The 20,553-nt window shown below is 60.4% G+C and carries 18 protein-coding genes; 4 read left to right on the top strand and 14 right to left on the bottom strand.

Annotated features, from left to right (window positions below):
• Positions 1 to 56 precede the first annotated feature (56 nt).
• The gene (locus LDN90_RS09800; RefSeq protein ID WP_223948871.1) at positions 57 to 2,918 is read right to left on the bottom strand and encodes a hypothetical protein; all 2,862 of its coding nucleotides are present in this window, start codon (positions 2,916 to 2,918) and stop codon (positions 57 to 59) included.
• A gap of 217 nt (positions 2,919 to 3,135) precedes the next feature.
• Between LDN90_RS09800 and LDN90_RS09795 the strand changes: the two genes are divergently transcribed.
• Both LDN90_RS09795 and LDN90_RS24190 read left to right on the top strand, forming a co-directional pair.
• A complete protein-coding gene (locus tag LDN90_RS09795; protein WP_223948870.1) occupies positions 3,136 to 3,381 on the top strand; it encodes a twin-arginine translocase TatA/TatE family subunit in 246 nt (81 codons plus the stop codon).
• A 240-nt stretch (positions 3,382 to 3,621) separates the two neighbouring features.
• A complete protein-coding gene (locus LDN90_RS24190; RefSeq protein WP_263426281.1) occupies positions 3,622 to 3,756 on the top strand; it encodes a hypothetical protein in 135 nt (44 codons plus the stop codon).
• Positions 3,757 to 4,159: 403 nt separating this feature from the next.
• On the opposite strand, the gene LDN90_RS09790 is transcribed toward LDN90_RS24190, so the two are convergent.
• On the bottom strand, positions 4,160 to 5,578 hold the full coding sequence (locus tag LDN90_RS09790; RefSeq protein ID WP_223948869.1) for an aldehyde dehydrogenase family protein: 1,419 nt from the start codon (positions 5,576 to 5,578) through the stop codon (positions 4,160 to 4,162).
• Between the two features lie 68 nt (positions 5,579 to 5,646).
• On the opposite strand from LDN90_RS09790, the gene hisC reads away from it, so the two are divergent.
• Both hisC and LDN90_RS09780 read left to right on the top strand, forming a co-directional pair.
• Positions 5,647 to 6,786 carry a histidinol-phosphate transaminase gene (hisC, locus tag LDN90_RS09785; protein WP_223948868.1) on the top strand — a complete coding sequence of 380 codons (1,140 nt, stop codon included), beginning with the start codon at positions 5,647 to 5,649 and terminating at the stop codon, positions 6,784 to 6,786.
• 152 nt (positions 6,787 to 6,938) lie between these two features.
• Complete coding sequence (locus LDN90_RS09780; protein WP_223948867.1) at positions 6,939 to 7,646, top strand: GntR family transcriptional regulator; 708 nt, start codon at positions 6,939 to 6,941, stop codon at positions 7,644 to 7,646.
• Between the two features lie 95 nt (positions 7,647 to 7,741).
• Here the strand turns inward: LDN90_RS09780 and LDN90_RS09775 are convergent, their stop codons facing one another.
• From LDN90_RS09775 to LDN90_RS09720, 12 genes are all read right to left on the bottom strand, one after another.
• Positions 7,742 to 8,593, bottom strand: coding sequence for a hypothetical protein (locus LDN90_RS09775; RefSeq protein WP_223948866.1), 852 nt, complete (start codon positions 8,591 to 8,593; stop codon positions 7,742 to 7,744).
• Positions 8,590 to 10,194 carry a thiamine pyrophosphate-dependent enzyme gene (locus LDN90_RS09770; protein ID WP_223948865.1) on the bottom strand — a complete coding sequence of 535 codons (1,605 nt, stop codon included), beginning with the start codon at positions 10,192 to 10,194 and terminating at the stop codon, positions 8,590 to 8,592. The genes LDN90_RS09775 and LDN90_RS09770 overlap by 4 nt, the downstream gene beginning before the upstream one ends.
• A gap of 4 nt (positions 10,195 to 10,198) precedes the next feature.
• Entirely contained in the window at positions 10,199 to 11,086 is an 888-nt protein-coding gene (locus LDN90_RS09765; protein ID WP_223948864.1) for an MBL fold metallo-hydrolase, read from the bottom strand.
• A 23-nt stretch (positions 11,087 to 11,109) separates the two neighbouring features.
• A complete protein-coding gene (locus tag LDN90_RS09760) occupies positions 11,110 to 12,444 on the bottom strand; it encodes an MFS transporter (RefSeq protein WP_223948863.1) in 1,335 nt (444 codons plus the stop codon).
• Positions 12,445 to 12,476: 32 nt separating this feature from the next.
• Positions 12,477 to 14,108 carry an FAD-dependent oxidoreductase gene (locus LDN90_RS09755; RefSeq protein WP_223949273.1) on the bottom strand — a complete coding sequence of 544 codons (1,632 nt, stop codon included), beginning with the start codon at positions 14,106 to 14,108 and terminating at the stop codon, positions 12,477 to 12,479.
• A gap of 295 nt (positions 14,109 to 14,403) precedes the next feature.
• Positions 14,404 to 15,132 (bottom strand): amino acid ABC transporter ATP-binding protein, encoded by a 729-nt coding sequence (locus tag LDN90_RS09750; protein WP_223948862.1) that lies wholly within the window; start codon positions 15,130 to 15,132, stop codon positions 14,404 to 14,406.
• Between the two features lie 50 nt (positions 15,133 to 15,182).
• Positions 15,183 to 16,085, bottom strand: a complete 903-nt coding sequence (locus LDN90_RS09745; protein WP_223948861.1) for an amino acid ABC transporter ATP-binding protein — start codon at positions 16,083 to 16,085, stop codon at positions 15,183 to 15,185.
• A 14-nt stretch (positions 16,086 to 16,099) separates the two neighbouring features.
• Positions 16,100 to 16,864 carry an SDR family oxidoreductase gene (locus LDN90_RS09740; protein ID WP_223948860.1) on the bottom strand — a complete coding sequence of 255 codons (765 nt, stop codon included), beginning with the start codon at positions 16,862 to 16,864 and terminating at the stop codon, positions 16,100 to 16,102.
• A 114-nt stretch (positions 16,865 to 16,978) separates the two neighbouring features.
• Complete coding sequence (locus LDN90_RS09735) at positions 16,979 to 17,656, bottom strand: amino acid ABC transporter permease (RefSeq protein ID WP_223948859.1); 678 nt, start codon at positions 17,654 to 17,656, stop codon at positions 16,979 to 16,981.
• Positions 17,653 to 18,309: an amino acid ABC transporter permease gene (locus LDN90_RS09730; protein ID WP_223948858.1), complete on the bottom strand. Its 657-nt coding sequence runs from the start codon at positions 18,307 to 18,309 to the stop codon at positions 17,653 to 17,655. The genes LDN90_RS09735 and LDN90_RS09730 overlap by 4 nt, the downstream gene beginning before the upstream one ends.
• 36 nt (positions 18,310 to 18,345) lie before the next feature.
• Positions 18,346 to 19,302, bottom strand: coding sequence for a transporter substrate-binding domain-containing protein (locus tag LDN90_RS09725; RefSeq protein WP_223948857.1), 957 nt, complete (start codon positions 19,300 to 19,302; stop codon positions 18,346 to 18,348).
• Positions 19,303 to 19,552: 250 nt separating this feature from the next.
• Positions 19,553 to 20,512, bottom strand: a complete 960-nt coding sequence (locus tag LDN90_RS09720) for an aminotransferase class I/II-fold pyridoxal phosphate-dependent enzyme (protein WP_223948856.1) — start codon at positions 20,510 to 20,512, stop codon at positions 19,553 to 19,555.
• Between the last annotated feature and the right edge of the window lie 41 nt (positions 20,513 to 20,553).

Raw genomic sequence — 20,553 nt, 5'->3', positions numbered from 1 at the left:
TAGCAATGGGGTGCCCCGTCCGGACGAGGAGGAGTCTGCGCGGGGCACCCTGAGCCCTAGCGGCGCCGCAGCACCAAAGTAGTCCCGGGGGCAACCTGCAAAGCCGTGTTGGGCTGGACCTTCTGTCCCGTCACAAGATTCACAGCGACACCGAATTCTGGAGAAGGGGTCACCGTGTAGGACTTCGTGGCCGATGTGTTCATGGCGATCAAGTACGGACCGTAGGTGCACTCGTAGAAATCGGCACGGCCGGCAAACGGGCTTTCCGTGCCGACCGGGATGGTCGGGGCGTCGCTTGGGGCCGCTGCCAGGGGCAGCTCCTGCCCTGCAAACGCTTGTTCCAACGCCGGTCCTGGAGGAGCGAAGCCGCCACCAGGGATCCCGGGCATGTCCGCGTTTCCGAACTCCCAGTTAACCCAGTTTGGTTCTTTGTGCGTCCGTCCGTCGGGGATGAACTGCACGTTCTGCCAGACCGTCCCGGAACGTTCGATGCCGTCCGAACCAATAAGGTGTATGCGCGCCAGCCGGTTAACGCCCCATCTGGCGCGCCAATACAGGGAGGCGTAGAGGATCTCGTTGCCGTTTTTGACTGCCAGTACACCGTTTTCTTCGTCGCTGAAGACAAAGTCAGGTTGGTCAGGCATCATAGGCAGCCGGACCTTGCTTGCCGGAGCGCCACTGACGTAGGCATAGTCATCAGCCGCGCTCAGGAAATGCAGGAACGTGCGGGCCTGCATACCCATGTCGTAGCCGTCCTTCAAAATGTGGAAGAACTGGTTGTCGTCCAAGGACTGGCGGGCATAAGCCGTCAGATCGGGGTCCTTCAGCAGTGCCACGACCTTAAGGGCGTGACCATCCCACTTATTGCCTTCGTCGTACGCGACGCGGCCGGGGTACTCGGTGTCACGCCATCCAACGATAGCTTCGTACCGAACGGCTTTGTACCCGTCACTGTCCACAGCCGGATAACGGAAAACCATACGGGATTTGGTCATGGTCACGAGATGCTCGCGGAGTTTCTGGTCGTCCACACCACCGATGCCAATGACAGCGTCGAACATCAGGGCAATCCAGTCCTGCAGTTCACCGTAGTTACCGGCGAAGCCCAGCTCGCGGGAAATACCCTTCTTGGAAACCTGGAAGTAGGAGCCACCAAGGGGTTTCTTTGGCGTACCGTCGGCGTTCTCGGGGCCAAGCCAGGGCTTGAGTCCGACCGACTGGTATATGTACTCCCGGGCTTTGGTCTCTCCCCAAGCATTTTTCGAACCGACGAGGCTCAGCCCCCGGTCGGCGAGGTAAAGACCGATGGCACAAATCATCGCCTGATTGGTGTACTGGGGGAAGTTCTGCCGCCAGTATTCGCGACTCTCCAACAGCATCGTTGCCCAGGCATCACGCCGCAGCACAGGAGCCAAAGCAGAACCGGCGGGAACTTGCAGAGTCAGATCGTCAAACCATGCGGTACCTGCGCCGTCAACACGGACCTGCACTTCGGCCTGTGTTGCATTGGCCGGCGTGGCAAGGCTGGCCGTTACCTGGTGCCAGTCATTGGTTCCGGCTGCTGCATAGTATTTGTTGTCACCCCCGACGAGTTTGCCGGCAGCATCAAAAAACAAAACATCCAAGTAGGCGCCGCCGGTTTTGACGCCCTCTGTCTTGACCCATGTTCCGTATGAGTATGTTCCCGGGCCTACAGGGATTCTGGCCGTGGGACCCAATCCCACGACGCCGCCCGTAGCGGGCACGGTTACCTTTCCTGAAGCGCCGCCGGTGCGGGAAACGGTCGTATCCCGGGAGGCCACGCCGCTGCCTGTCCAAATCGTCTGCTTCCAGCCGCTGGGCAAGGCACCTCCGGCCTCGAAGCCGGCGTTGGTGATGACTCCCGGGGAACCTGCGACGGGTTCATCCAGAAGCTTGACAATCTGTTCCTTGAGCTGAAGCATCACCAGGCCCAGCCGTCCCAAGCCCATCCACTGCTGGGTGGAGTCGCGGATGATCTTCGGATCCGTGCGGGAGCGCCAGTAGATGGCGTCCATGCTGCTGGCAACCTGCGCCGGAACCGCAGGATTCTTGTAAGCCTTGCTGGCTTGAACATCGTAGGCGCGTGCCAGGAACTCCAGATACCACAAATCCAGCTGCGGAACAGTCCGGCCGGCCTCAGAGTCAGCCTGTGCAATGACCTTCGCCATGACGGTATCCAGAATTTCCTTACCCGGCGTGGGTCGGAGCGTCTCCGGTGGGCGGGTACCCACCACGTCATCCAGGGCGAGGTTGAAGAACGGATCGGAGTGCGTGTACAGGCTGTAGATTCCGCGGGTTGGTGCTTTCATTGCCTGGTAATACGTATCCGCCGTTTGTGCGTACCCGGCTATGGATCCCATGGAACGGATTTCCACGTTAACCGTGGATTTGCCAGCTGTGGCTGTGGCAGGAAGGGGGAGCGTGTGGAGGAAGAAACGCCCCGGGCTTCTCGCATCGTGGCCCGCAATGTCCAAGGGGTCAACGGCACCCAAGTGGTAATGCCCAACCTGCTTTCCGTCAACGAAAAGCTGCAGTCGGCCCATCTCTTCCCCAAGATCCGAACCCCACAGTTTGATCGTGACGTACGTTGCGCCCTTCGGCCTGCAGGCCATGGACGCAGCAATCGTGCCGCCCCAGAAGCCGCTGGCCGGGTTAAGGACGCGGGCGTTCTGCCCCAACCCTCCCGGGACAATGTCAGAAAGGTTTGCTGTTACCTTATGTGCTGTTTCGGAGGCGGGATCTCCAAAAACGAGCACATCCAACGCGCCGGACTTGTTGGTGGCCGTCGTATCCCGGGGATTCGGAGCGGCCTGAGCAGCAGGAGCACTCCACAACCAACCCGCCGCGGCAGCGCCCGCGGTGCCCGCCACCAGTTTCAGGATCGATCGTCGTCGCATGTCAGGGAACATCGATGTTCTCACTTTCAACAAAGGAAAAGGGCGTATTCGCCAAACCGTGATGCCGGTCACAGGGAATCTACTGGAGTCAAAGAACCTTTGCAACTAGTTTCAGAAACTAGTTTCAAAGCCTCGACACGTAATCGTTGCTGCTGCTACCTTTGCCTGAATCGACGACCCTCTGGGGCGTCGGCTTCTATGAACGAAGGAGTTCACAATGGGACGACTATTCGCTGAGCCCTGGGTTATCGGCACAATCATTGCCGTCGCTGTCCTGCTCTTCGCGGCCCCGAGACTGCCTGTCATGGCCCGCAACATCGGGCAATCGATGCGTATCTTCAAATCAGAGGTCCGCGAGATCAAGAATGAAGGGGCTGCCATGGCCGCTTCCGCGAGCTTGGTGAACCCCGAAGAAGTGCGCCCCCAGGCAACCGGAGAAACAACCCGCACCGAGAGTGACTAGCAACTGTCAGCGAAACGGAATTTGGCATTATTCTGACACCAGCGGACCACGGCGGCAGTTGCCGTTCACCGTGGCCGACGCGCCGAATCCCTAGGCGGGCATAACCCACTAGCCAGTTGACCGAATCACGGTTATCGGCTTTTAGAGTACGGGAGTAGAAAGTAGCTGCAAGAAGTCCCGTCCATGCCTTGGCATGCAGTGTTTCCCTAAGTCAGTGTCTGGCCGCGAGGACCGGCATTGGTGCCCGTCGCGCCCAGCGCGAATGACTGGCGCTCCAGTGGAAAGACGCGTTCGCCGTCCGTCGCCCAAGGTGGCTCCCTCACGGGCATTCATGAGTCGTTGCAGGTCCTGAACTACTTCGGCCAGGGCTTGTGAGCGCAGTGCTGGGACGCCCTGTGCGGCAGGCCTTGGGCGACGATCGGCTCTCGTGCGGTGATGGCCCGACTCTGATAATGAAGAACTCGGGGCGGAACCAGTCCCCGCCGGCGCCGCCAGCGGGTCGTGGAACCTAAGCTCCACGCCCATGGAGTCTTTATCGTTCATTATTCCCCTGGGGTTAGGGCGTCGAGGGCCTGCGGGGCCTTCTCTGCCGGTTGGATGGGAAAGGGGGGCCTGTGAGAGGGAAGTCCCCTCGCCCCGGAAGTCCTAGTCCGTCTCCGGGCCAGTGCAGAAGTGGCAATCGTCATCACAGCGCTCGTCTTGCCGGAACGAGCGCTCGGCGAGTGGCCTGTATGGTCGCATCTGGTTCCTCATAAGGGTGGGATCGGAGTTGGTTGGTCTAGTAGTGCACTGATTGGGTTGTCAGGAACTCTTCAATGCCGTGGGCGCCCCGTTCCCGGCCGAATCCGGACATCCGAAAACCGCCAAAAGGCGCGTCGGGATGGGTCGGTGCGCCGTTTATGGAGACGCTCCCGGTCCTGATTTGTGTTGCGACCTTGCCGGCGTCTTCGGCAGTCGGACCCCAAACTGCGCCGCTGAGCCCGTAGGGTGAGTTGTTGGCAATGGCAACCGCTTCGTCAATGTCCACGTAGGGTACGACGGCAAGGACGGGACCAAAGACCTCTTCCTGGGCGAGTTCGTCGTTGGCGCCGGTGAGGAATGCTTCGGCGGGAACGAAATACCCTTCTGGGTCGCCGGATATGGGACCGGACGCGAGCACTTCCGCCCCGGATGCTTTCGCAGCCGTTGTCATGGCAAGAACCTTGTCACGTTGCGCTGCCGTGGCCACAGGGCCCAATACCGTTGAGGAGTCCTCAGGGTTACCAACAGAATAGCCCGCCACCCGCGCTCGGAGGGTTGCTGATACTTGATCCAGTGCCTCTGATGGAACCAAGAGCCGGGTGAGTGCGGCGCAGGTTTGTCCGGAGTTTTGAAAGCTCTTTTCGAGTGTGTTGCTGACGGCATTCCCGAGGTCGGTTCCCGGGAGAACCAGGCTGGCAGATTTTCCGCCCAGTTCGAGGGAGACCTGCTTGATAAAGCCGCCAGCCACTCCTGCGATCCTTGCCCCGGCGCGTGTGGAGCCGGTGAAGGAGACGAAGTCGATGGCAGGGTGGCTGATCAGCGCCTCACCGGTTGTTGGGCCGTCCCCGAAGACTACGTTGAAGACGCCCGCCGGCAGACCGGCTTGAGCAGCAACATCGGCCAGGATTGCGGCATTGCTAGGCGCCACCTCGCTGGGTTTCAGCACCACCGTGCATCCGGCCACGAGCGCTGGAGCAACCTTGGATGCGATCTGGTAGAGCGGGTAATTCCATGGGGTGATGCAAGCGACCACACCTACCGGGACTTTGTGAACCTGGGTTGCATCCAGCTGCTCCGTGACCATGGCTTCCGGGCCGAGACGCGCGGCGCTGCGGAAGCTGTGCACGGCGGGGGCCACTTGCATGCGGACGCATTTGTGGCGGGGTGTGCCCACTTCGGCGGTAATGCCGTCTGCCAGCTCTTCCGCCTTGGCTTCGAGACCGTCAGCGATCCTCGCGACGATCGCAGCCCGCTCCCCTACCGGTGTTGCGCTCCATAACGGAAATGCCCCGAGCGCGGCCAGGCTCGCGCGCTCTACATCTGCAGTGCCCGCTGCGGCTACCTCCCCGATGAGCTTGCCATTGGCGGGGTTGTACACGCCCATGACGTCCGAGCCAGTGGCCGGCTGCCAGTGGTTGCCGACGAAGATGCCTTTCAACTGCGCAGTTTCAGCCATTGTCCTTTTCCTCTAGCGTGTATAGAATCATATAGGAAAGTCTATAGGAGAACTTAGGATAGGTAAATATGCAAACCCCTGCCACCGAAAACGGATCCGGCCCGACAATCAGGGCAGCCATTGATGGATTGCCGCCCTACAGTGCGGGGCGCAGCGTCCGCGATGCAGCCGGGGAAGGCGCTGTTCTGGAATTGCTGGGCTTGGCCGCTAACGAGGGCCCGTATGGCCCCTTCCCTTCTGCGGCAAAGGCGGCCCTGGAGCAGGTGGCCAAAGCAAACCTTTACCCCGAGTCGGGGTTCCGAACCCTCCGCGCTGAACTGGCACGGATGCTCAACGTTGACATCACCGAGGTCGCTGTCGGTGCAGGGGGCATCGGACTCATCCATCACCTGTCGGTCGCATTGCTCGACGAAGGCACGAACATTGTGCTCTCCACTCCGACCTTCCACGCCTACGCACTCGACGCTCGGAAGCAAGGCGCGAAGACGCTGAGCACGCCGGTCCGTGCGGATGGCAGCTATGATCTCGAGGCCATGCTCGGCTTGATCAACGACGCCACCCGCATCGTCTACGTCTGCAACCCCAACAACCCCACCGGTGGCATCGTTGGCCGCGACGAATTGCTCCAGTTCATCCGGGACGTTCCGCAATACGTCACTATTGTGGTGGACGAGGCCTACTTCGAATACGCACAGTCGCAGGAATACACCGACACGGTCGCGGAGTCCGCTTTCAAGCGCCGCAACCTCGTCACGCTCCGCACTTTTTCCAAGGCATACGGCCTGGCCGGTTTGCGCGTGGCCTACCTCGTTGGCTCCCCGGAAATCATCGGTGCCGTCCAGAAGGTGCAAAGCAACTACGAAGTCTCCAGCGTCGCCCAGGCCGCAGCGCTGGCGAGCCTGAACGAGGAAGCCGAACTGGTCCGCCGGGTCGGCCTGAACAAGCAGGGCCGCGACGCTCTCACGAACGGTCTCCGCGACCTCGGCTTCGAACCCTTGGATTCACATGCCAACTTCGTCTACGTCAAGGTCGGAGATGCCAAGGCATTCACCAAGGCACTTGAAGGTGAAGGCGTCATCGTTCGCCCGGGAAACGCCATGGGAGACCCTGAAAGCGTCAGGATCACCGTCGGAACACCCGACCAAGTCAGCGCAACGATCGCCGCCCTCGACCGGGTGGTTACGAACGCTGCCAAGCAAAGCGCCTAGGCCATTTCTTCGGGGAAGCGTGAGTTAAACCTCAGTCGATCGCATAGGATTAGCTATACGGAATCGCGGGCTGTTATGAACTCCCCCGACCGTTGCGGGATAAGGCGCACCCCACGCCTCGAATGTTGTCGTTACCGCTCCGAGAGGGAGACATGTCAGTTACAGCACCAGCCTCAGCCACCCAGTCCAAGGTCGATTATGCCCACGAAATCCTGCGTAACCGCATTGTCGGCTCGCAGTACGCCGCGGGGCAGAGGCTGATCATTGACAATCTAGTCAAGGATATCGGGGTCAGCCAAGCACCGATCCGGGAAGCGTTGAGGCGGCTTGAGGCCGAGGGGCTGGTCGAGTACGGCGCGAACTCCGGTCCCTCCATCGTGCAGCTGGACAAGACCCACTGGTTCAATCTTATGGAGATGAAGGCAGTCATGGAGGCGTACGCGACCCGCGCCGCGGCTCCCTTGCTGACGGCTGAGGAGATCGCTGCATTACGGGAGACCAACGACAGCCTTCTGGGTGCCCTGGAAGAATTCGACTTCGAATCCTGGACCAGCTTGAACCGGCGGTTCCATGAGATGATCCATGACCGTTGCCCCAACGCGCTGCTTATTCAGGAGCTTCAGCGCCTGTCCCAATGGACGGACACGGTCAGCAGCCTGGTGTTTGCCCGGGAACGCGGCATCATCATTCAGACCCTGGGCTTGTCAGCGGGCAAGGAAACCATTGGTTTCCATACCCGGATCATCGACGCCATCGAAAACGGGGAAGCTGACGCCAGCCTCGAAGAGATCAGCCGAGAGCACACGTTGGTCCTGGTCCGCCGTGTCCAGGAGAAGCTGAATTCCCGTCCGGCAGCATGACCGATAACAGGGTGCTCTAGCTCGAGCGAAGCCAAAGAAGAAAGGTGGTACAGGCCGGTCGGCCTGTACCACCTTTCTTTTGTTCCGGGATTTGGCTAGAACCTGAACCAGGAATCGGTCCGCTGCAACAGTTCATCTGGAGACAGTGATGCAACGGGGTCAAGCGATGCGCTGACCTCTTCCTCCGTTGCCCAAAGCCTCTCCGAGCTGTTCCCCAGGGAATAGACGGATCCGGTGACTTCCATCAGCTCGTCCGGTTGGACTAGCAGGACATGCCGGTGCCGTAGGACATGTTGCATGAGTCCGGCGTAAAGACCGGGGTCATACCCGGTGGAGGTTGAACCGGTGATACCCAGCTCTCCTGCCGGACCACGAAGGGAGTTAGTCAGTTCATCAAGAAGGTCAGGGGAAGCGTTGTTGCTCTCGTAAGTGCCCTGCCCGGCTTCCATGTCAGCGGCGCGTTGGCGTTTGAGTGTGAGTTGCAGTTCCTTGGTTGGGGCCACCAGGACGAAGAGGGTTTCTGCGCCTGCCAATGGTTGTTCAGCCTGGTCATCGACGATGTGGGAGAGCTCAGAGAACCTGCCTCCGATATGGGGGGCCTCCACGATCAGCAGTTGCTCAAGCCCGGCGTGGTTACTGAACCACTTCCCCACCGTGGTTCGAACCCAGGAGCCCATGGCCAGGCGGATCCCCGAGTGGGTGACGCCGTCGATCTCAGGGAAGAGTGCCGATGCGGTGGGGTGGGAGTCCCAACTCTCTCGGGAGACGTCCCATTGCAGGAGACTGCTGTTTCGTCCGGCAGCGGCTGCGGCAGCGGCTATTTCCCGAACCAGCAGGCTCTTACCCGTCCCGGGCAGGCCCACGACCACGACGCAGCGGAGAACTTCGAGCTTTGTCCACAGCTCTTTCAGGTATGGCGCTGGTGGGCTTTTCAGTGCCTTGCTCACCGGAACTGGTCCACACTGGTCATGTTTCCCACCACGACCTCGATGACGGTTGGCCGGCCGGACCGGAAGGCATCTTCGAGGACCGGTCCAAGCTCCTGCGGGGAGGTGGCACGACCGTATGACGCTCCGAAGGACGTGACGAACTGTTCGAAGTTCGGGTTGACCAGGTCGGTGGCAATCACCTTGCCGCCGTAGAGGTCACGTTGCATCTGCTGGACGTTGCCGTACTGGGAATTGTTGAACAGGACAGTGACCAGACCGATGTTGTGCTGGACCGCTGTGGCCAGCTCGGTTGCTGCGAACATGAAACCGCCGTCTCCCGTTACGGACAGCACACGGGTGTCCGGCTTGGCCACCTTGGCTCCAAGAGCTGTGGGAAAACCGTAACCGAGCGTGCCCATGTAGCCGGTGGAGATGAAGGTACGGGGCTTATAGACGGGGAGCAGGATACGGCTGGCGAAGCCGATCTGGGTCAATTCGTCAACGAAGACACCGTCGACGCCTAGTGCTTCGCGGATAACGGCAAGGTATGCCGTCTGCTGGTCAAGAACGGCGCTGCGCTCTTTCCATTCCTTGTGGACCAGTGTCATCTGTTCGGTGATGTCCGCGTTCTGGATGCCCCGCTTTTCCAGACCTTCGATCAAGACCGGAAGGTGCGCTTCAAGGCGGCCGGTAATCGCCGCGTCGGGCTGTCCGTAGCGTCCATGGACGGTTTGGTCGACGTCGATGCGGATGAGCTTACGCTTGCCCTTGCCCCATCCCTGAAGAGCAGAACGGGCGCTGCCTCCGAGGGCGAGGACGACGTCCGTTTCGGCCCAGAGTGGCTTTGCCTCGGGGAGGAAGACGCTCAACGGGTGTCGGCTGTCAACGATTCCACGTCCGGTGCGGTAGCCAACGACCGGGGCCTGGAGGATCTCGGCGAGCCTGGTGACTTCCGCGGAGACGTCCTGGGCGCCGTTGGCCACGAAAATCATCGGGTTCTTGGCCTCGGCGAGGATGTTCAGGGCCTTTTCGATGCCTTCTTCGTCGATGATGTCCTCGGGCGCGTCGGCCACCGGGACGGTATCGGAGACCGGAGCTCGTTGTTCGAGCACGTCCATGGGGACTTCCAGCGCTGCCGGGCGGGGACGTCCTGAGTTCATGGCACGGATCGCATCGGCGATTTTCTGGCCGGCCTCAGCTGGATGGGTGACACGGTCGTAGTGCTTGGTCAGCGACCGCAGCATCCCTGGCTGGTCGGGGACTTCGTGGAGCGTTCCCATTTCCCGGCCGATCATTTTCTGAGAAATTTGACCGGTAAGGAACAGCATCTTGGCGTTCAGGCCGTAGGCCGTGGCGAGGGCTGCCCCCGCGTTGAGCGCCCCGGGGCCGGGCACGACGTTGCAGATGCTCGGCTTTCCCGTGGCCATGGTGTGTCCAAGTGCCATGTAACCGGCACCTTGCTCGTGGCGGGTGTGGATGATGCGGATGTCATCGCCGGCATCGTAGAAGGCGTTGTAAAGCCAGTCGTTCTGAACGCCGGGGAGCCCGAAGACGGTGGTGAGTCCGTTGGCCTTGAGGCTGCTGACGACGGCCTCGCCGCCGGTGTTGTAAGTGGTCATGGGATTACTTTTCTCCTGGTTGTGGAAGTGGGATGCGTAGGAAGTCTCGGCCGACCCAGACCTCGCCGGTGAATTCGGCGGCTGCTTCGGCGAGGATCTCTTCGTCCGAAGCAGGGCCGAAGGTCCCTACCGGGCTCAGCAGAAGCCCTGAGACCCCTGCAGCGGCAGCGACCTGTCCAGCGCCCTTGGGATCGCTGTGGACGCTTCGCATCCGGGGCAAAACGAGAGTGGCCCGCTCAGCACTGAGATAGTCCGTGGCGTTTGTGAGGTAGGTCGTTTCATGGATCAACAGGTCACATCCGCGCGCAAGGGTGCTTAAGGATTCGCTAGGCCTTGTGTCGCCGGAGAAGCAAACGCTCCGTCCTGCCTGATCGATCCGGTACCCGAAGGCAAACTCGACAGGCGGGTGTTCAACCATCGCGGCCGTGACCGTGACAGAGCCGTCGTCGAAGATTTCAGGGCCCGTAATTTCATGCACGCGCACAAACTCGCGCAGGTGCCTGCGGCCTTCATCGTTCATGCGCGACTGGATATCGAAGTCGAACGCTTCGTAGTGCAGTTCGAAAAGACGGGCCACCGGTGGTGGGCCAATGACTTCGACCGGTGCACGCAGTTGTGACCATGCAAGGTGCAGGAACATGGCCACATCTGCGACGTGGTCGATGTGGTGGTGCGTGATCAGAATCCGGCGAAGGCTGCCAAGGTCCAGTCCGGCGCTAACGAACTGGCTGATGGTTCCGTTACCACAGTCGACGAGAGAGATGTTCTGGTCCACCACCAGGGCATGAGAGACGGGCCGTCGGCCTGGCTTTGGCGTCGGGCCGCCAGCTGAGCCAAGCACGACAAGCTCGTTTCTACTGGCCGTCTGCTTAGGGGCATTCGCCTCACCCATGTGCGGCATCGTTGCGTCCGGGCTCACTTTGAATGTGCTGGGACGCGTGCGGGTTCAGCCGATGCGCCGATGAGGTTCTTCCTGAAGGTCTCGGGCAGCTTCCACATCGCGATGAGTCCGACAGCGCTGATCACGATCAGGTAGAACGCCGGCATCAGTTTCAGGCTGGTCGAAGCAACGAGGAATGCCGCCACGTAGGGTGCTGTGCCGCCGAATAGGGCGTAGGCAACGTTGTAGCCCAGGGAAGCTCCGGAGTAGCGGACCTCGGTCGGGAAAAGCTCGGTCTGCGCAACGACTACGGCTACCGAGATGGCTGTGCCGGGAACGATGGCCATGATCTGGCCGACAATTGCCCCGACAAGGCTGCCGGAACCGATCAGGAGGAAGGCGGGGACGGCCAGGACCATGAGGCCGACGGTGCCGCCGATGAGGAGAGGCTTACGTCCGATCCTGTCGCTCAGGAGTGCATAGAACGGAATCATGGCGGCGGCCAGCAGCAGGGTTACCGAGGTGGACAGCAGCGCGGCGCCGGAGCTGAGTCCGATGGTGGAGATCAGGTACGTGGAGGCATAGGTCTTGGCTACGTAGGACGCGACGGCTTCCACCATGACGATGCAGATGAGAAGAAGGAGCGCCTTCTTGTGATGACCGAACAGCTGCTTCATCGGAACGCGCTGGTGTTCGCCCTCTTCCTTGGCCACAGCAGCCTGGAAAGCGGGGGTTTCTTCGACCTTGAAGCGGAGGTAAAGGCCGATGCCGGCCAAAGGCAGGGAGAGCAGGAACGGAATCCGCCAGCCCCATGCCATCAGCTGGGCCTCACCCAGTACGGCGGTCAAGCCTGCCACGAGGGAGGCAGCCACGACGAAGGCCACGATGCCAACTGCCTGGATGCTGGATGTCCACAATGCGCGGCGGCCTTTGGGGGCTGACTCGGCCAGGAAGGCCGCCGCGCCCGAGGTTTCACCGCCGGCAGACAAGCCCTGGAGCAGGCGGAGGCAAATGAGCAAAATCGGAGCGAAAACTCCAATGGCTTCATAAGTGGGCAGCAGGCCGATGGCAGTGGTGGCACCACCCATGAGCAGGATGGTGGTGGAAAGCACCGCCCGGCGTCCCAGCCTGTCCCCCAGGCTGCCGAAGATGACCGCTCCGACAGGACGGGCAAGAAAGGCTACCCCGAAGACAGCCAACGCGGACAGGATGGAGGTGGTCGGATCGCTGCTCGGGAAGAAGACCTTACCCAGCACCGTGGCGAGGTAACCGTAGACTCCAAATTCGAACCATTCCACAGCGTGCCCGAAGCACGCAGCAAAGATAATCCTCGGCTTGGGGCGAGGCAAAGTGTTGGTTGGGGTGGCCATGGATGGCCTTCCTTTCTGATGCTACAGCCCCGTCAGGAGCGTGTGGCCTGGCGGGCTTTTGAATTGTTGCTGTCGTTGTCGTCTCGGGCGGAGTGGCCCTTGCCCAAGTGCTCGGCGAGTGTGAAGGCTGCCGTTAGGGCTGGCCCCAGAGACGCTCCGGAACCGGCATATCCCGGACCCATGAGTGCCGCCGCGTTTTCGCCGACAGCAAAGAGGCCCTCAATCGGGACTCCGTCGTGGTCGAGGACCCGTGAGATATGGTCCGTGACCAGACCACCCTTGGTCCCGTTGGCGCCAAGGACAACGGGAACGGCGAAGAAGGGACCTTGGTCGATCGGACCCAGGCAGGGATTGGGGTGATGTGCTTCGTCGCCGTTAAACCCGTCATGCGGATTATGACCCCGGCCGAACTGCTGATCGGTGCCTGCTTCGGCCATACGATTCATCTCGGTGACGGTGGTGATCAGCCCGTTGGGGTCGATGCCGGCCTGTTGTGCAAGCGTTTGGAGATCTTCGGCTTGGATGAACTCATCTGGAAGGGACGCATTGGGTCCTACCCCGGCAACTGTGCGCCGACTCCGGAAGGCGGAGTCGAAGATCAGCCATGCTGGTTGGTTGGGGAATCGGTGGCTGGTGGGATCGAACGTGAAGAAGGCCTTGCCGAGGTCGTTATAGGAACTGGCTTCATTGACGAACCTCTTCCCTGCCGCATTTACGAGAAGGGACCCCGGGTAGGCCAGCTCCCGCACAACATTTCGGTGCAAAGGGGCTGAGTCGATGGATTCCCCGGCGATCGACACGGCAGCGGTCCACCATGCCTCGCACATGCTTCGCAAGGTACCCCCCAAAGAGGTGCCCAGCCTCAGCCCATCGCCCTGCGAGCCAGGTGCTGCGGTGGGAGCAATGTCGACTGGTGGCAGGAATGCTGAGCGAAGGGCTGCATTCCGGGCAAACCCACCTGCGGCGAGCACTACGTTGCCTGCGCTGATCTGCCCTTTGGCGGTATCCAGTACGAAATGGCCGCCCTCTCGTCTGACGGCGCGGACCGCGGCCTGAACTTGGAAGTCCACGCCGCGGCGGAGCGCAGCCTTTACCAATCCGGCAACAAGCCCTGATCCTTGGGTCCGCACATCATTGGCTGTGCGTTCACGAAGGACAGGTTCGGGGATTCCGGTGCGTGACTCCGGGCCGGTGATCGGACCTCGTGTCGGCGACGTCCGGACGCGATGACGCCACTCACCAAGTTCGTCCGTGGTCACCGGCAGCGGTTCCACGGAGCGCCCCCAGGCCGCCCCGTCCCAGTCGGGGTGGTAGTCGGGACGGTCGATGCTGACTATCGGCATTTCAAGTTCGTTTTCGAGGTAAGCGATGAACCGGGGGCCGTTGACCACGAAAGAGTGCAGTGCAGCCTCAGAGGTCGTTCCCAGGGACAGGCGCCGGAGGTACTGCAGGGCTTCATCAACCGAATCTTCCAACCCCGCCCTGCGCATGGCGGCAGAACCCGGGATCCACATCTGGCCGCCGGAGAGCGCAGTCGTCCCGCCGAGGAACTGCGTCGATTCCAACACGGTGACCGAGAGACCACGATCGGCCGCGGCACAGGCCGCAACGAGCGCGGCTCCGCCTGAACCGGCAATCGCCACATCGTAGAAGAAGCGATTCATAGGTTTCACGCCCCCGTCCATGGCTGCGAGGTCGACGGATAAACCATCATGCTCGTTGCGGATCTCATCGGGCTTGTTCTCCTTCGCGGCTGATTACGGCCAAGCAGATAGTTGTCTGGATCACCGGGCCGTGACGACCATCATGCTATTGGAAATCCTATAGGAGATCCTTCAATAATGAAATCGGGAGGAAAATGGAAGGTCCACTGTCACGAACCACCCCTTCCATACAAGATATGAAATCGTATGCAATAGGTATGGTCACGAACGGGGTGGTGGTCAATGGACTGAGCGTTTAGAGCACCAGAATCTTGGACAGGAAGTCCCGGGCACGCTGGGTTGTGGAGTTCTCGAAGAAATCGGTCGTCGGGAGGTCTTCGAGGATCTTGCCTTGATCCATGAAGACAACCCGGTCGGCTGCTCTTTTGGCGAAGCCCATCTCGTGGGTTACGCACAGCATGGTCATGCCATCTTTCGCCAAACCGGTCATGACGGCGAGCACTTCGTTAACCATTTCGGGGTCAAGGGCTGAGGTGGGCTCGTCAAACAGCATGACCTGGGGGTCCATAGCAAGGGTACGGGCGATGGCCACCCTTTGCTGTTGGCCGCCGGAGAGGTTCTGCGGGTACTTGCTGCTGTGCGCTTGCAGACCAACGCGTGCCAGAAGCTGGGCGGAGCGTTCCATGGCCTCGGCCTTGCTTCGACGGAGAACCTTGACCTGCGGCAGGGCGACGTTCTGCGCGGCGGTCAGGTGCGGGAACAGTTCGAAGTGCTGGAAAACCATGCCAACTTCCAGGTGGAGCTTTCGGGGAACCTTTTTCCCAGGATTGAGGGTGAATCCGGCGATGTCGATCGAACCGGAGTTGATGGGTTCCAGCCCGTTGAGGGTTTTGATGAATGTGCTTTTGCCGGAGCCTGAGGGGCCGCAGATGACGACGACTTCGCCCTTTTCTACCTGCAGGGAACAGTTCCGCAGCACTTCCACGTCTCCGTAGGACTTGGAGATGTCCTTAACAGTGATCATGTGTTGTCCTTTGCTTGGTCGGCGGGACTGGCGCCCGCCCGCCGCCCGTCTTAGTGGTGGAGGGCCCGAAGGAACTCGATGAACCGGGGGTGTGTGGGATTGTCGATGGTTTCTTTGGCAGGTCCGTCTTCGGCGATTTGACCGCTCTCCATAAAGATGACCCGGCTGCCGACTTCGCGTGCGAAAGCGAGTTCATGGGTGACCACGATCATGGTCATTCCTTCGGCGGCAAGCTGCTTCATCTCCTCCAGAATGTCGATGCGGAGTTCAGGATCAAGGGCTGAGGTGGCTTCGTCAAAAAGCATGACGTCTGGTTCCATGGCCAAGGCCCGGGCAATGGCCACGCGCTGCTTTTGTCCGCCTGAGAGGGCGCTGGGGAAGAAGTCGGCTTTCTGGTCCATGCCCACTTTTTTCAATCCTGCCCGTGCGAGCCGTTCAGCTTGGTCACGGTTGATGTTCCTGGCCCGAAGGGGGCCAATCATGGCGTTTTGGAGGACCGTCTTGTGGGGGAAGAGGTTGAAGCTCTGGAACACCATGCCCATGGACATCCGCCATTGCGCAAGGGCCTGGGCCTCCGCTTTCCGGGCTTTGAAATCAAAGAAATCGATCTGGCTGTTTGACCAGGTTTTGCCTTTGAACGTGATGGACCCGGTGTCCGGCGGGGCGATGAGGTTCATCGAGCGCAGGAGTGTGCTCTTGCCGCAGCCACTGGGGCCGACGAGAACTACCACTTCACCCGGGTAGATGTCGAGGTTGATGCCTTTGAGGACTTTGACTTCCTTGGCAGTGCCGGCGTTGTAGGTTTTGGAGACCTTCCGGAGGGAGATGATCGGCGTCTCTTCCGGGGTGGCGCCAGGGTCTAGCGCTGTCTCCGGCGCGGAAGTTATTTCGCCCTCTGCGGCGGTTCCGGTGGTGAGGAGTTCTTCGCCGTTCTTAACCAGCGGATCGTTCATGGCCTGTGACCCTTTCATACTGTGAGGCCGCCGTCGGCCGTGAAGGCGGCGCCAGTGACGTAGGAAGATTCGTCGCAGGCGAGGAAAGCAACCAGATTGGCGATTTCCTCATAGCGGCCTTCCCTTTTAAAGGGGACGATTTCGCGTACCCGGGCCCGGCGCTCTGCCATCATTTCCTCTGAGGAGATGACCTTGCGGTCGGCCATGAAGTTTTCGAGGATTCCCGGGCAGACGGCGTTGACCCGAATGTTTAAGTCTGCGAAGTCACGTGCTGTGACTTTCGTCAGCTGCAACAGGGCGGCTTTCGAAACGCTGTAAGCCGCTTCGTTGGTGGAGGCCTTGAAGGAGGCAATGGACGCCGTATTAACGATGACTCCACCTCCTGCTTCGATCATTGAGGGGATTACCCGTGAGGTCATCAGGAAGGCCGAGCGGAGATTTACTTTCATGGTCAGATCCCAAACAGCCAGGGGCGTATCCACGACGTTTCCCGTTGGGTTGATGCCTGCGTTGTTGAACAGGATGTCGATTCGCCCAAAGGCCTCTAGTCCTGCCTGTACCAGCCCGTTGACTACGGTTTCCTCGGATACGTCGCCTGCGGAGGTGAGTACGGTGGATCCGTATTCTGCCCGGCATTTCGCTGCGAGGGTTTCCACTTTTTCCTGATCCAGATCGGTGAGAATCAGGTTTGCGCCCTCGGAGGCAAAGCGCCGGGTGGAGGCCTCCCCCAAGCCGCCGGCAGCTCCTGTGATGAGGACTACCTTTGATTGAAAACGCATGGGAACCTTCCGTATTTGATGGTGACATGTGGTCTACACAGGGCAGTGGGTTTGTTTCAAGCTTCACGACGGCCCGGTTTGGCTGTCGGGAAGCTGATAGCTAGTCGGGCAGGGTCACGGGATGCGAAGCTTCCGTTCGACCCAAGAACTGAAGATCGTCATGATGAACACGACAACCACGTACATGAGCCCGACCAGCGTGTAGTACTCGAAGTACTGGAACGTCTTCGCTGCTGTGTGGCTGGCCCGGTACATGATGTCGGCGACGCCGATGACGCCGATGATCGAAGAGTCTTTAAGGATGATCGTCAGCTGGCTCACGAGGGAGGGAATGGCGACGCGCACGCCCTGGGGCAGGATGATGTCCGTGTAAGTGCGCGTGGTGGTCATGCCCAGAACTGCGGCCGCTTCGCGCTGACCTGGGCCGACGCTGGACAGTGCCGAACGCAGGATCTCTGCGATGTAGGCGCTATTCAAGATGGTGAGGCCGATGATGCCGGCCATAATGGGTGGGATGGACACTCCCGTGAAGGCCGGAAGGGCGAAGTAAATGAACAGAACGTACACGTAGGCCGATAGTGACCGGAAGACCTGCGTCAGCGTGAAGGCCACCTTCTCCAGCCAAGATAACCCGCTTTGCCGCATGAGAGTGAGTATCAGCCCACCGATGCAAGCCAGGCCGAACGACGCGAAGGTCACTGCCAGAGTGACGTAGATTCCTTCGGATATGGCTCCAGTGGACCCCAGGACTGGACCCCAGGTGGCCCAGAGTTTATCGAACCATTCGCTCATTTGATCCGCAGCCTCCTTTCGGTGAGGGTGAAGACGAAGGACGCTGCAAACGCCATGAGGATAAGGATTACCGCCAAGGCACCGTACGCCTCGAAGGGTAGGAACAGCCCGGTTGAGATGTCCTGGGCAACGAAAACAGCTTCAGCAACGCCGATCACGGCCGCGTAGGTGGCGCCTTTGAGCTGCATAACGAAGACGTTGCCCAACTGGGGCAGGGCTATCCGGATAGCCTGGGGGAAGAGCACGGCCGTGTACGCCTGCCATCGAGTCATTCCAAAGGATTTTGCCGCCAGGGCCTGCCCTTTATCCAATGCAAGGAAGGAGGACCTGAAGACTTCGGCCGTCACGCCGGAGGTGGCAAGCCCGAGGGCAATGATCGCGGCCGCCACCGCAGGAATATTAAATCCGGCCAGCTGCGACACACCGAAGTACACCCAAAGCAGCAAAACGTATAACGGGGCCCCGCGGACTATCTGGACGATGATGTAGGAAACCGTTTTGGAGAACTTGTTTCCGCGGGACATCGAGGCCAAGCTCAGTCCGATGAGAACAGTAAGCACAAAGCTGGCCACGGCAATGTAGATATCAACCGCTGCCCCGGCAAGGAACAGGTCATACCGGCTGAGGACTTCGCCCCATTTCATATCAGGCATTTTTTCCTAAGTGGTTATTCGGTTGCCGGGATCCGGCTAGACCTGAGAGAGGGCGCCGCCCGGGCCAACCGTGACGACCGGGAGCTTGAATTCGCTCCGGAGCGCATCCCCAACCCACTTGTTCCAAAGTGCTGCGATCGTTCCGCGTGCGGCTTGGTAGCGCAGCCAGTTTGAAATCCACATCTGCGACTTGACGTCGCCCTGGGGCAGCAGGAAAGTGTTGAAGTCAACGTACAGAGGGTCGCCCGGAAGAACGCTCAGCCCCGGATTGTTCCGAATGCCGTTCATGACATTGAAAATGGACGCGAGCGTGACATCGGCCCGACCGGAAGCTACTTCAGCGATCGCGACCGTGGCGTCCGCCAGTGCGACGAAGGTGGCCTTGGGATAGCGCTGGGCGCCGATGGCAGCTTGAGAGGAGCCCTGGATCACGGCGATTTTGATTGCAGGGTCATTCAACTGTTCGTCTTTTTCGAGCGTGCTGCCCGGCTTGCGCACAGCATAGATGGGTGCGTAGTTTGCAGGAATGTCGGCGAACAGTCCCTCGTTGGCTCGCGCGGGCAGGTTCGTGACTGGTTCCAGCATCTCAACCTTGCCCGACGCCAGGGCGGGTACCAGTTGCGCGAAGGGCATTTCGGTGAAGTTGATCTTGATGTCCTTGTCCAGGTCGGCCATCATCAGCTTCACCATCTCGACGCTGAATCCGTCCGGCTCCCCCGCCGAGTTACGGAACTGCATCAACGGCGTTGAGAACTCCCAGCCCAGATTCGCTTCCTTGGTCCGGCGCCATTTATCGATCAGTGCCTCCTTGTCAGCGGCGTTTGACCCTCCCCCGCCGGATCCCCCATCCGCAACGGGAATGAGTCGCGTCGCTCCAAAAACAGCGGCACCGGCTACAGCGCCGGCGATCAGGCCTCGACGGCCAGGATGCTCGCTCGACTTAGTGGTCGCGGTTTCCTGGGAGTCATTCTCGGTCTTGTCGCTGATGGCCATCTCAAGTCCTTCCTTGTGGGGACGCGCCCACCAAGGGCCACGTCGATGTGATGCAAATCATGCTATCTCATTTCGTATAGGAAAACCTACAGGTTCATAGTGGTATTTGGAAGTTTCCGGCAGATTGCCGCTTGATGACGATTTTCAGCCGTCGGAGGCCGGGGAACTGGCAGACGGGATGCTGGCCAAGGCGAGAAGCTTTGTGTTTGCTTGCGAAGGTGTACCGACTGGTATGCGCACCCCCGTCGGGTCACCTACATAGGGCTGCGCAAGCACGCCTCGGAACGGCAGCCTTCTGGCGTAGGCCATAGGGTCGGGGTTCTTGGATTTCCACGAAGTTCGCGTGGGGCCGGTAGTAATCCAGCCCGAGCGCGTCCAGACCATGCTGCAGGTCAAAAAGACTGCGGCGGTTCAGCTCCACTCTTCGCTCAAGCTCATCCCTATCCTGCTGGCTTGCCTTCGCCGCAGCTTGAGCCACGGAGGAGATCCGGTCGGTGCTCTGAAGCTTCTGGATGGCTGAAATTGGTCCTGGCGGACCCGCGATGTAGCCGATGCGAAGCCCGGCCATGCCGTAGGCACGGGAAAAGGGCCGCAGTGTTACGAGATTTGGGCGGCGGAACTCAATCTCTTTGATCGTGTCGGGGAAGTGCCCTTCGCGGATATACTCCATGGAGGCCTCATCGACGACAATCCATATGGACTCCGGGACTACCTCAACGAACCGCAGCAGGTCATCCCGACCAACAATTGCCCCGGTCGGGTCGTTGGGGTTACGGATGTACACCAACCGTGTCTTGTTGTTGATTGCTGAGAGCATGGCCAGGAGGTTACTCGCGCCGTCGGTCCTGAGCGGGACCTGCGGCGCGACCGCCTCTTGCTTCAGGGCCTCGCGCTCATATGCGGCGACCGTAGGGCCGGAAGTGACGATGTTGGCTCTTTCATCAAGGAGGGCAACAGACAGTGGTGGATCAGGCTCCTTGCGCCAGCGCCGGCGGCCACATGCTCCAAAGGACTGTCGAAATGGGTGGCCAATTCCTGACGAAGTTGGCCATGGCCTGCCTCGGGGTACGTGTTGGCGGAGCTGACTTCTTTCATCGCCGCGGCCAACGCCGACTCGAAGGGGCCCAGTGGGCTTTCGCGCGCTATCGGAGCACGCAGGATCATCCTGAAACCGTTTTCCTTCATGAGCTTTATGTCTAGTTGGAGCCACGATCAACGTCCCGCCCTGAGCGGTACGCCGAAGGGGGTCAA

The organism is Arthrobacter sp. NtRootA1 (genome assembly GCF_019976975.1).
Taxonomy (GTDB): domain Bacteria; phylum Actinomycetota; class Actinomycetes; order Actinomycetales; family Micrococcaceae; genus Arthrobacter; species Arthrobacter aromaticivorans.
This window is presented reverse-complemented; position numbering and strand designations above follow the sequence as displayed.

What these genes read in the sequence shown, in the direction of transcription:
- LDN90_RS09725 (WP_223948857.1), bottom strand. Translation starts at nt 19,302, where the DNA reads ATGGCCATCAGCGACAAGACCGAGAATGACTCCCAGGAAACCGCGACC.
- LDN90_RS09745 (WP_223948861.1), bottom strand. Translation starts at nt 16,085, where the DNA reads ATGAACGATCCGCTGGTTAAGAACGGCGAAGAACTCCTCACCACCGGA.
- LDN90_RS09780 (WP_223948867.1), top strand. Translation starts at nt 6,939, where the DNA reads ATGTCAGTTACAGCACCAGCCTCAGCCACCCAGTCCAAGGTCGATTAT.
- LDN90_RS09750 (WP_223948862.1), bottom strand. Translation starts at nt 15,132, where the DNA reads ATGATCACTGTTAAGGACATCTCCAAGTCCTACGGAGACGTGGAAGTG.
- LDN90_RS09790 (WP_223948869.1), bottom strand. Translation starts at nt 5,578, where the DNA reads ATGGCTGAAACTGCGCAGTTGAAAGGCATCTTCGTCGGCAACCACTGG.
- LDN90_RS09760 (WP_223948863.1), bottom strand. Translation starts at nt 12,444, where the DNA reads ATGGCCACCCCAACCAACACTTTGCCTCGCCCCAAGCCGAGGATTATC.
- LDN90_RS09765 (WP_223948864.1), bottom strand. Translation starts at nt 11,086, where the DNA reads ATGGGTGAGGCGAATGCCCCTAAGCAGACGGCCAGTAGAAACGAGCTT.
- LDN90_RS09755 (WP_223949273.1), bottom strand. Translation starts at nt 14,108, where the DNA reads ATGAATCGCTTCTTCTACGATGTGGCGATTGCCGGTTCAGGCGGAGCC.
- LDN90_RS09730 (WP_223948858.1), bottom strand. Translation starts at nt 18,309, where the DNA reads ATGCCTGATATGAAATGGGGCGAAGTCCTCAGCCGGTATGACCTGTTC.
- LDN90_RS09770 (WP_223948865.1), bottom strand. Translation starts at nt 10,194, where the DNA reads ATGACCACTTACAACACCGGCGGCGAGGCCGTCGTCAGCAGCCTCAAG.
- LDN90_RS09740 (WP_223948860.1), bottom strand. Translation starts at nt 16,864, where the DNA reads ATGCGTTTTCAATCAAAGGTAGTCCTCATCACAGGAGCTGCCGGCGGC.
- hisC (WP_223948868.1), top strand. Translation starts at nt 5,647, where the DNA reads ATGCAAACCCCTGCCACCGAAAACGGATCCGGCCCGACAATCAGGGCA.
- LDN90_RS09800 (WP_223948871.1), bottom strand. Translation starts at nt 2,918, where the DNA reads ATGCGACGACGATCGATCCTGAAACTGGTGGCGGGCACCGCGGGCGCT.
- LDN90_RS09735 (WP_223948859.1), bottom strand. Translation starts at nt 17,656, where the DNA reads ATGAGCGAATGGTTCGATAAACTCTGGGCCACCTGGGGTCCAGTCCTG.
- LDN90_RS09795 (WP_223948870.1), top strand. Translation starts at nt 3,136, where the DNA reads ATGGGACGACTATTCGCTGAGCCCTGGGTTATCGGCACAATCATTGCC.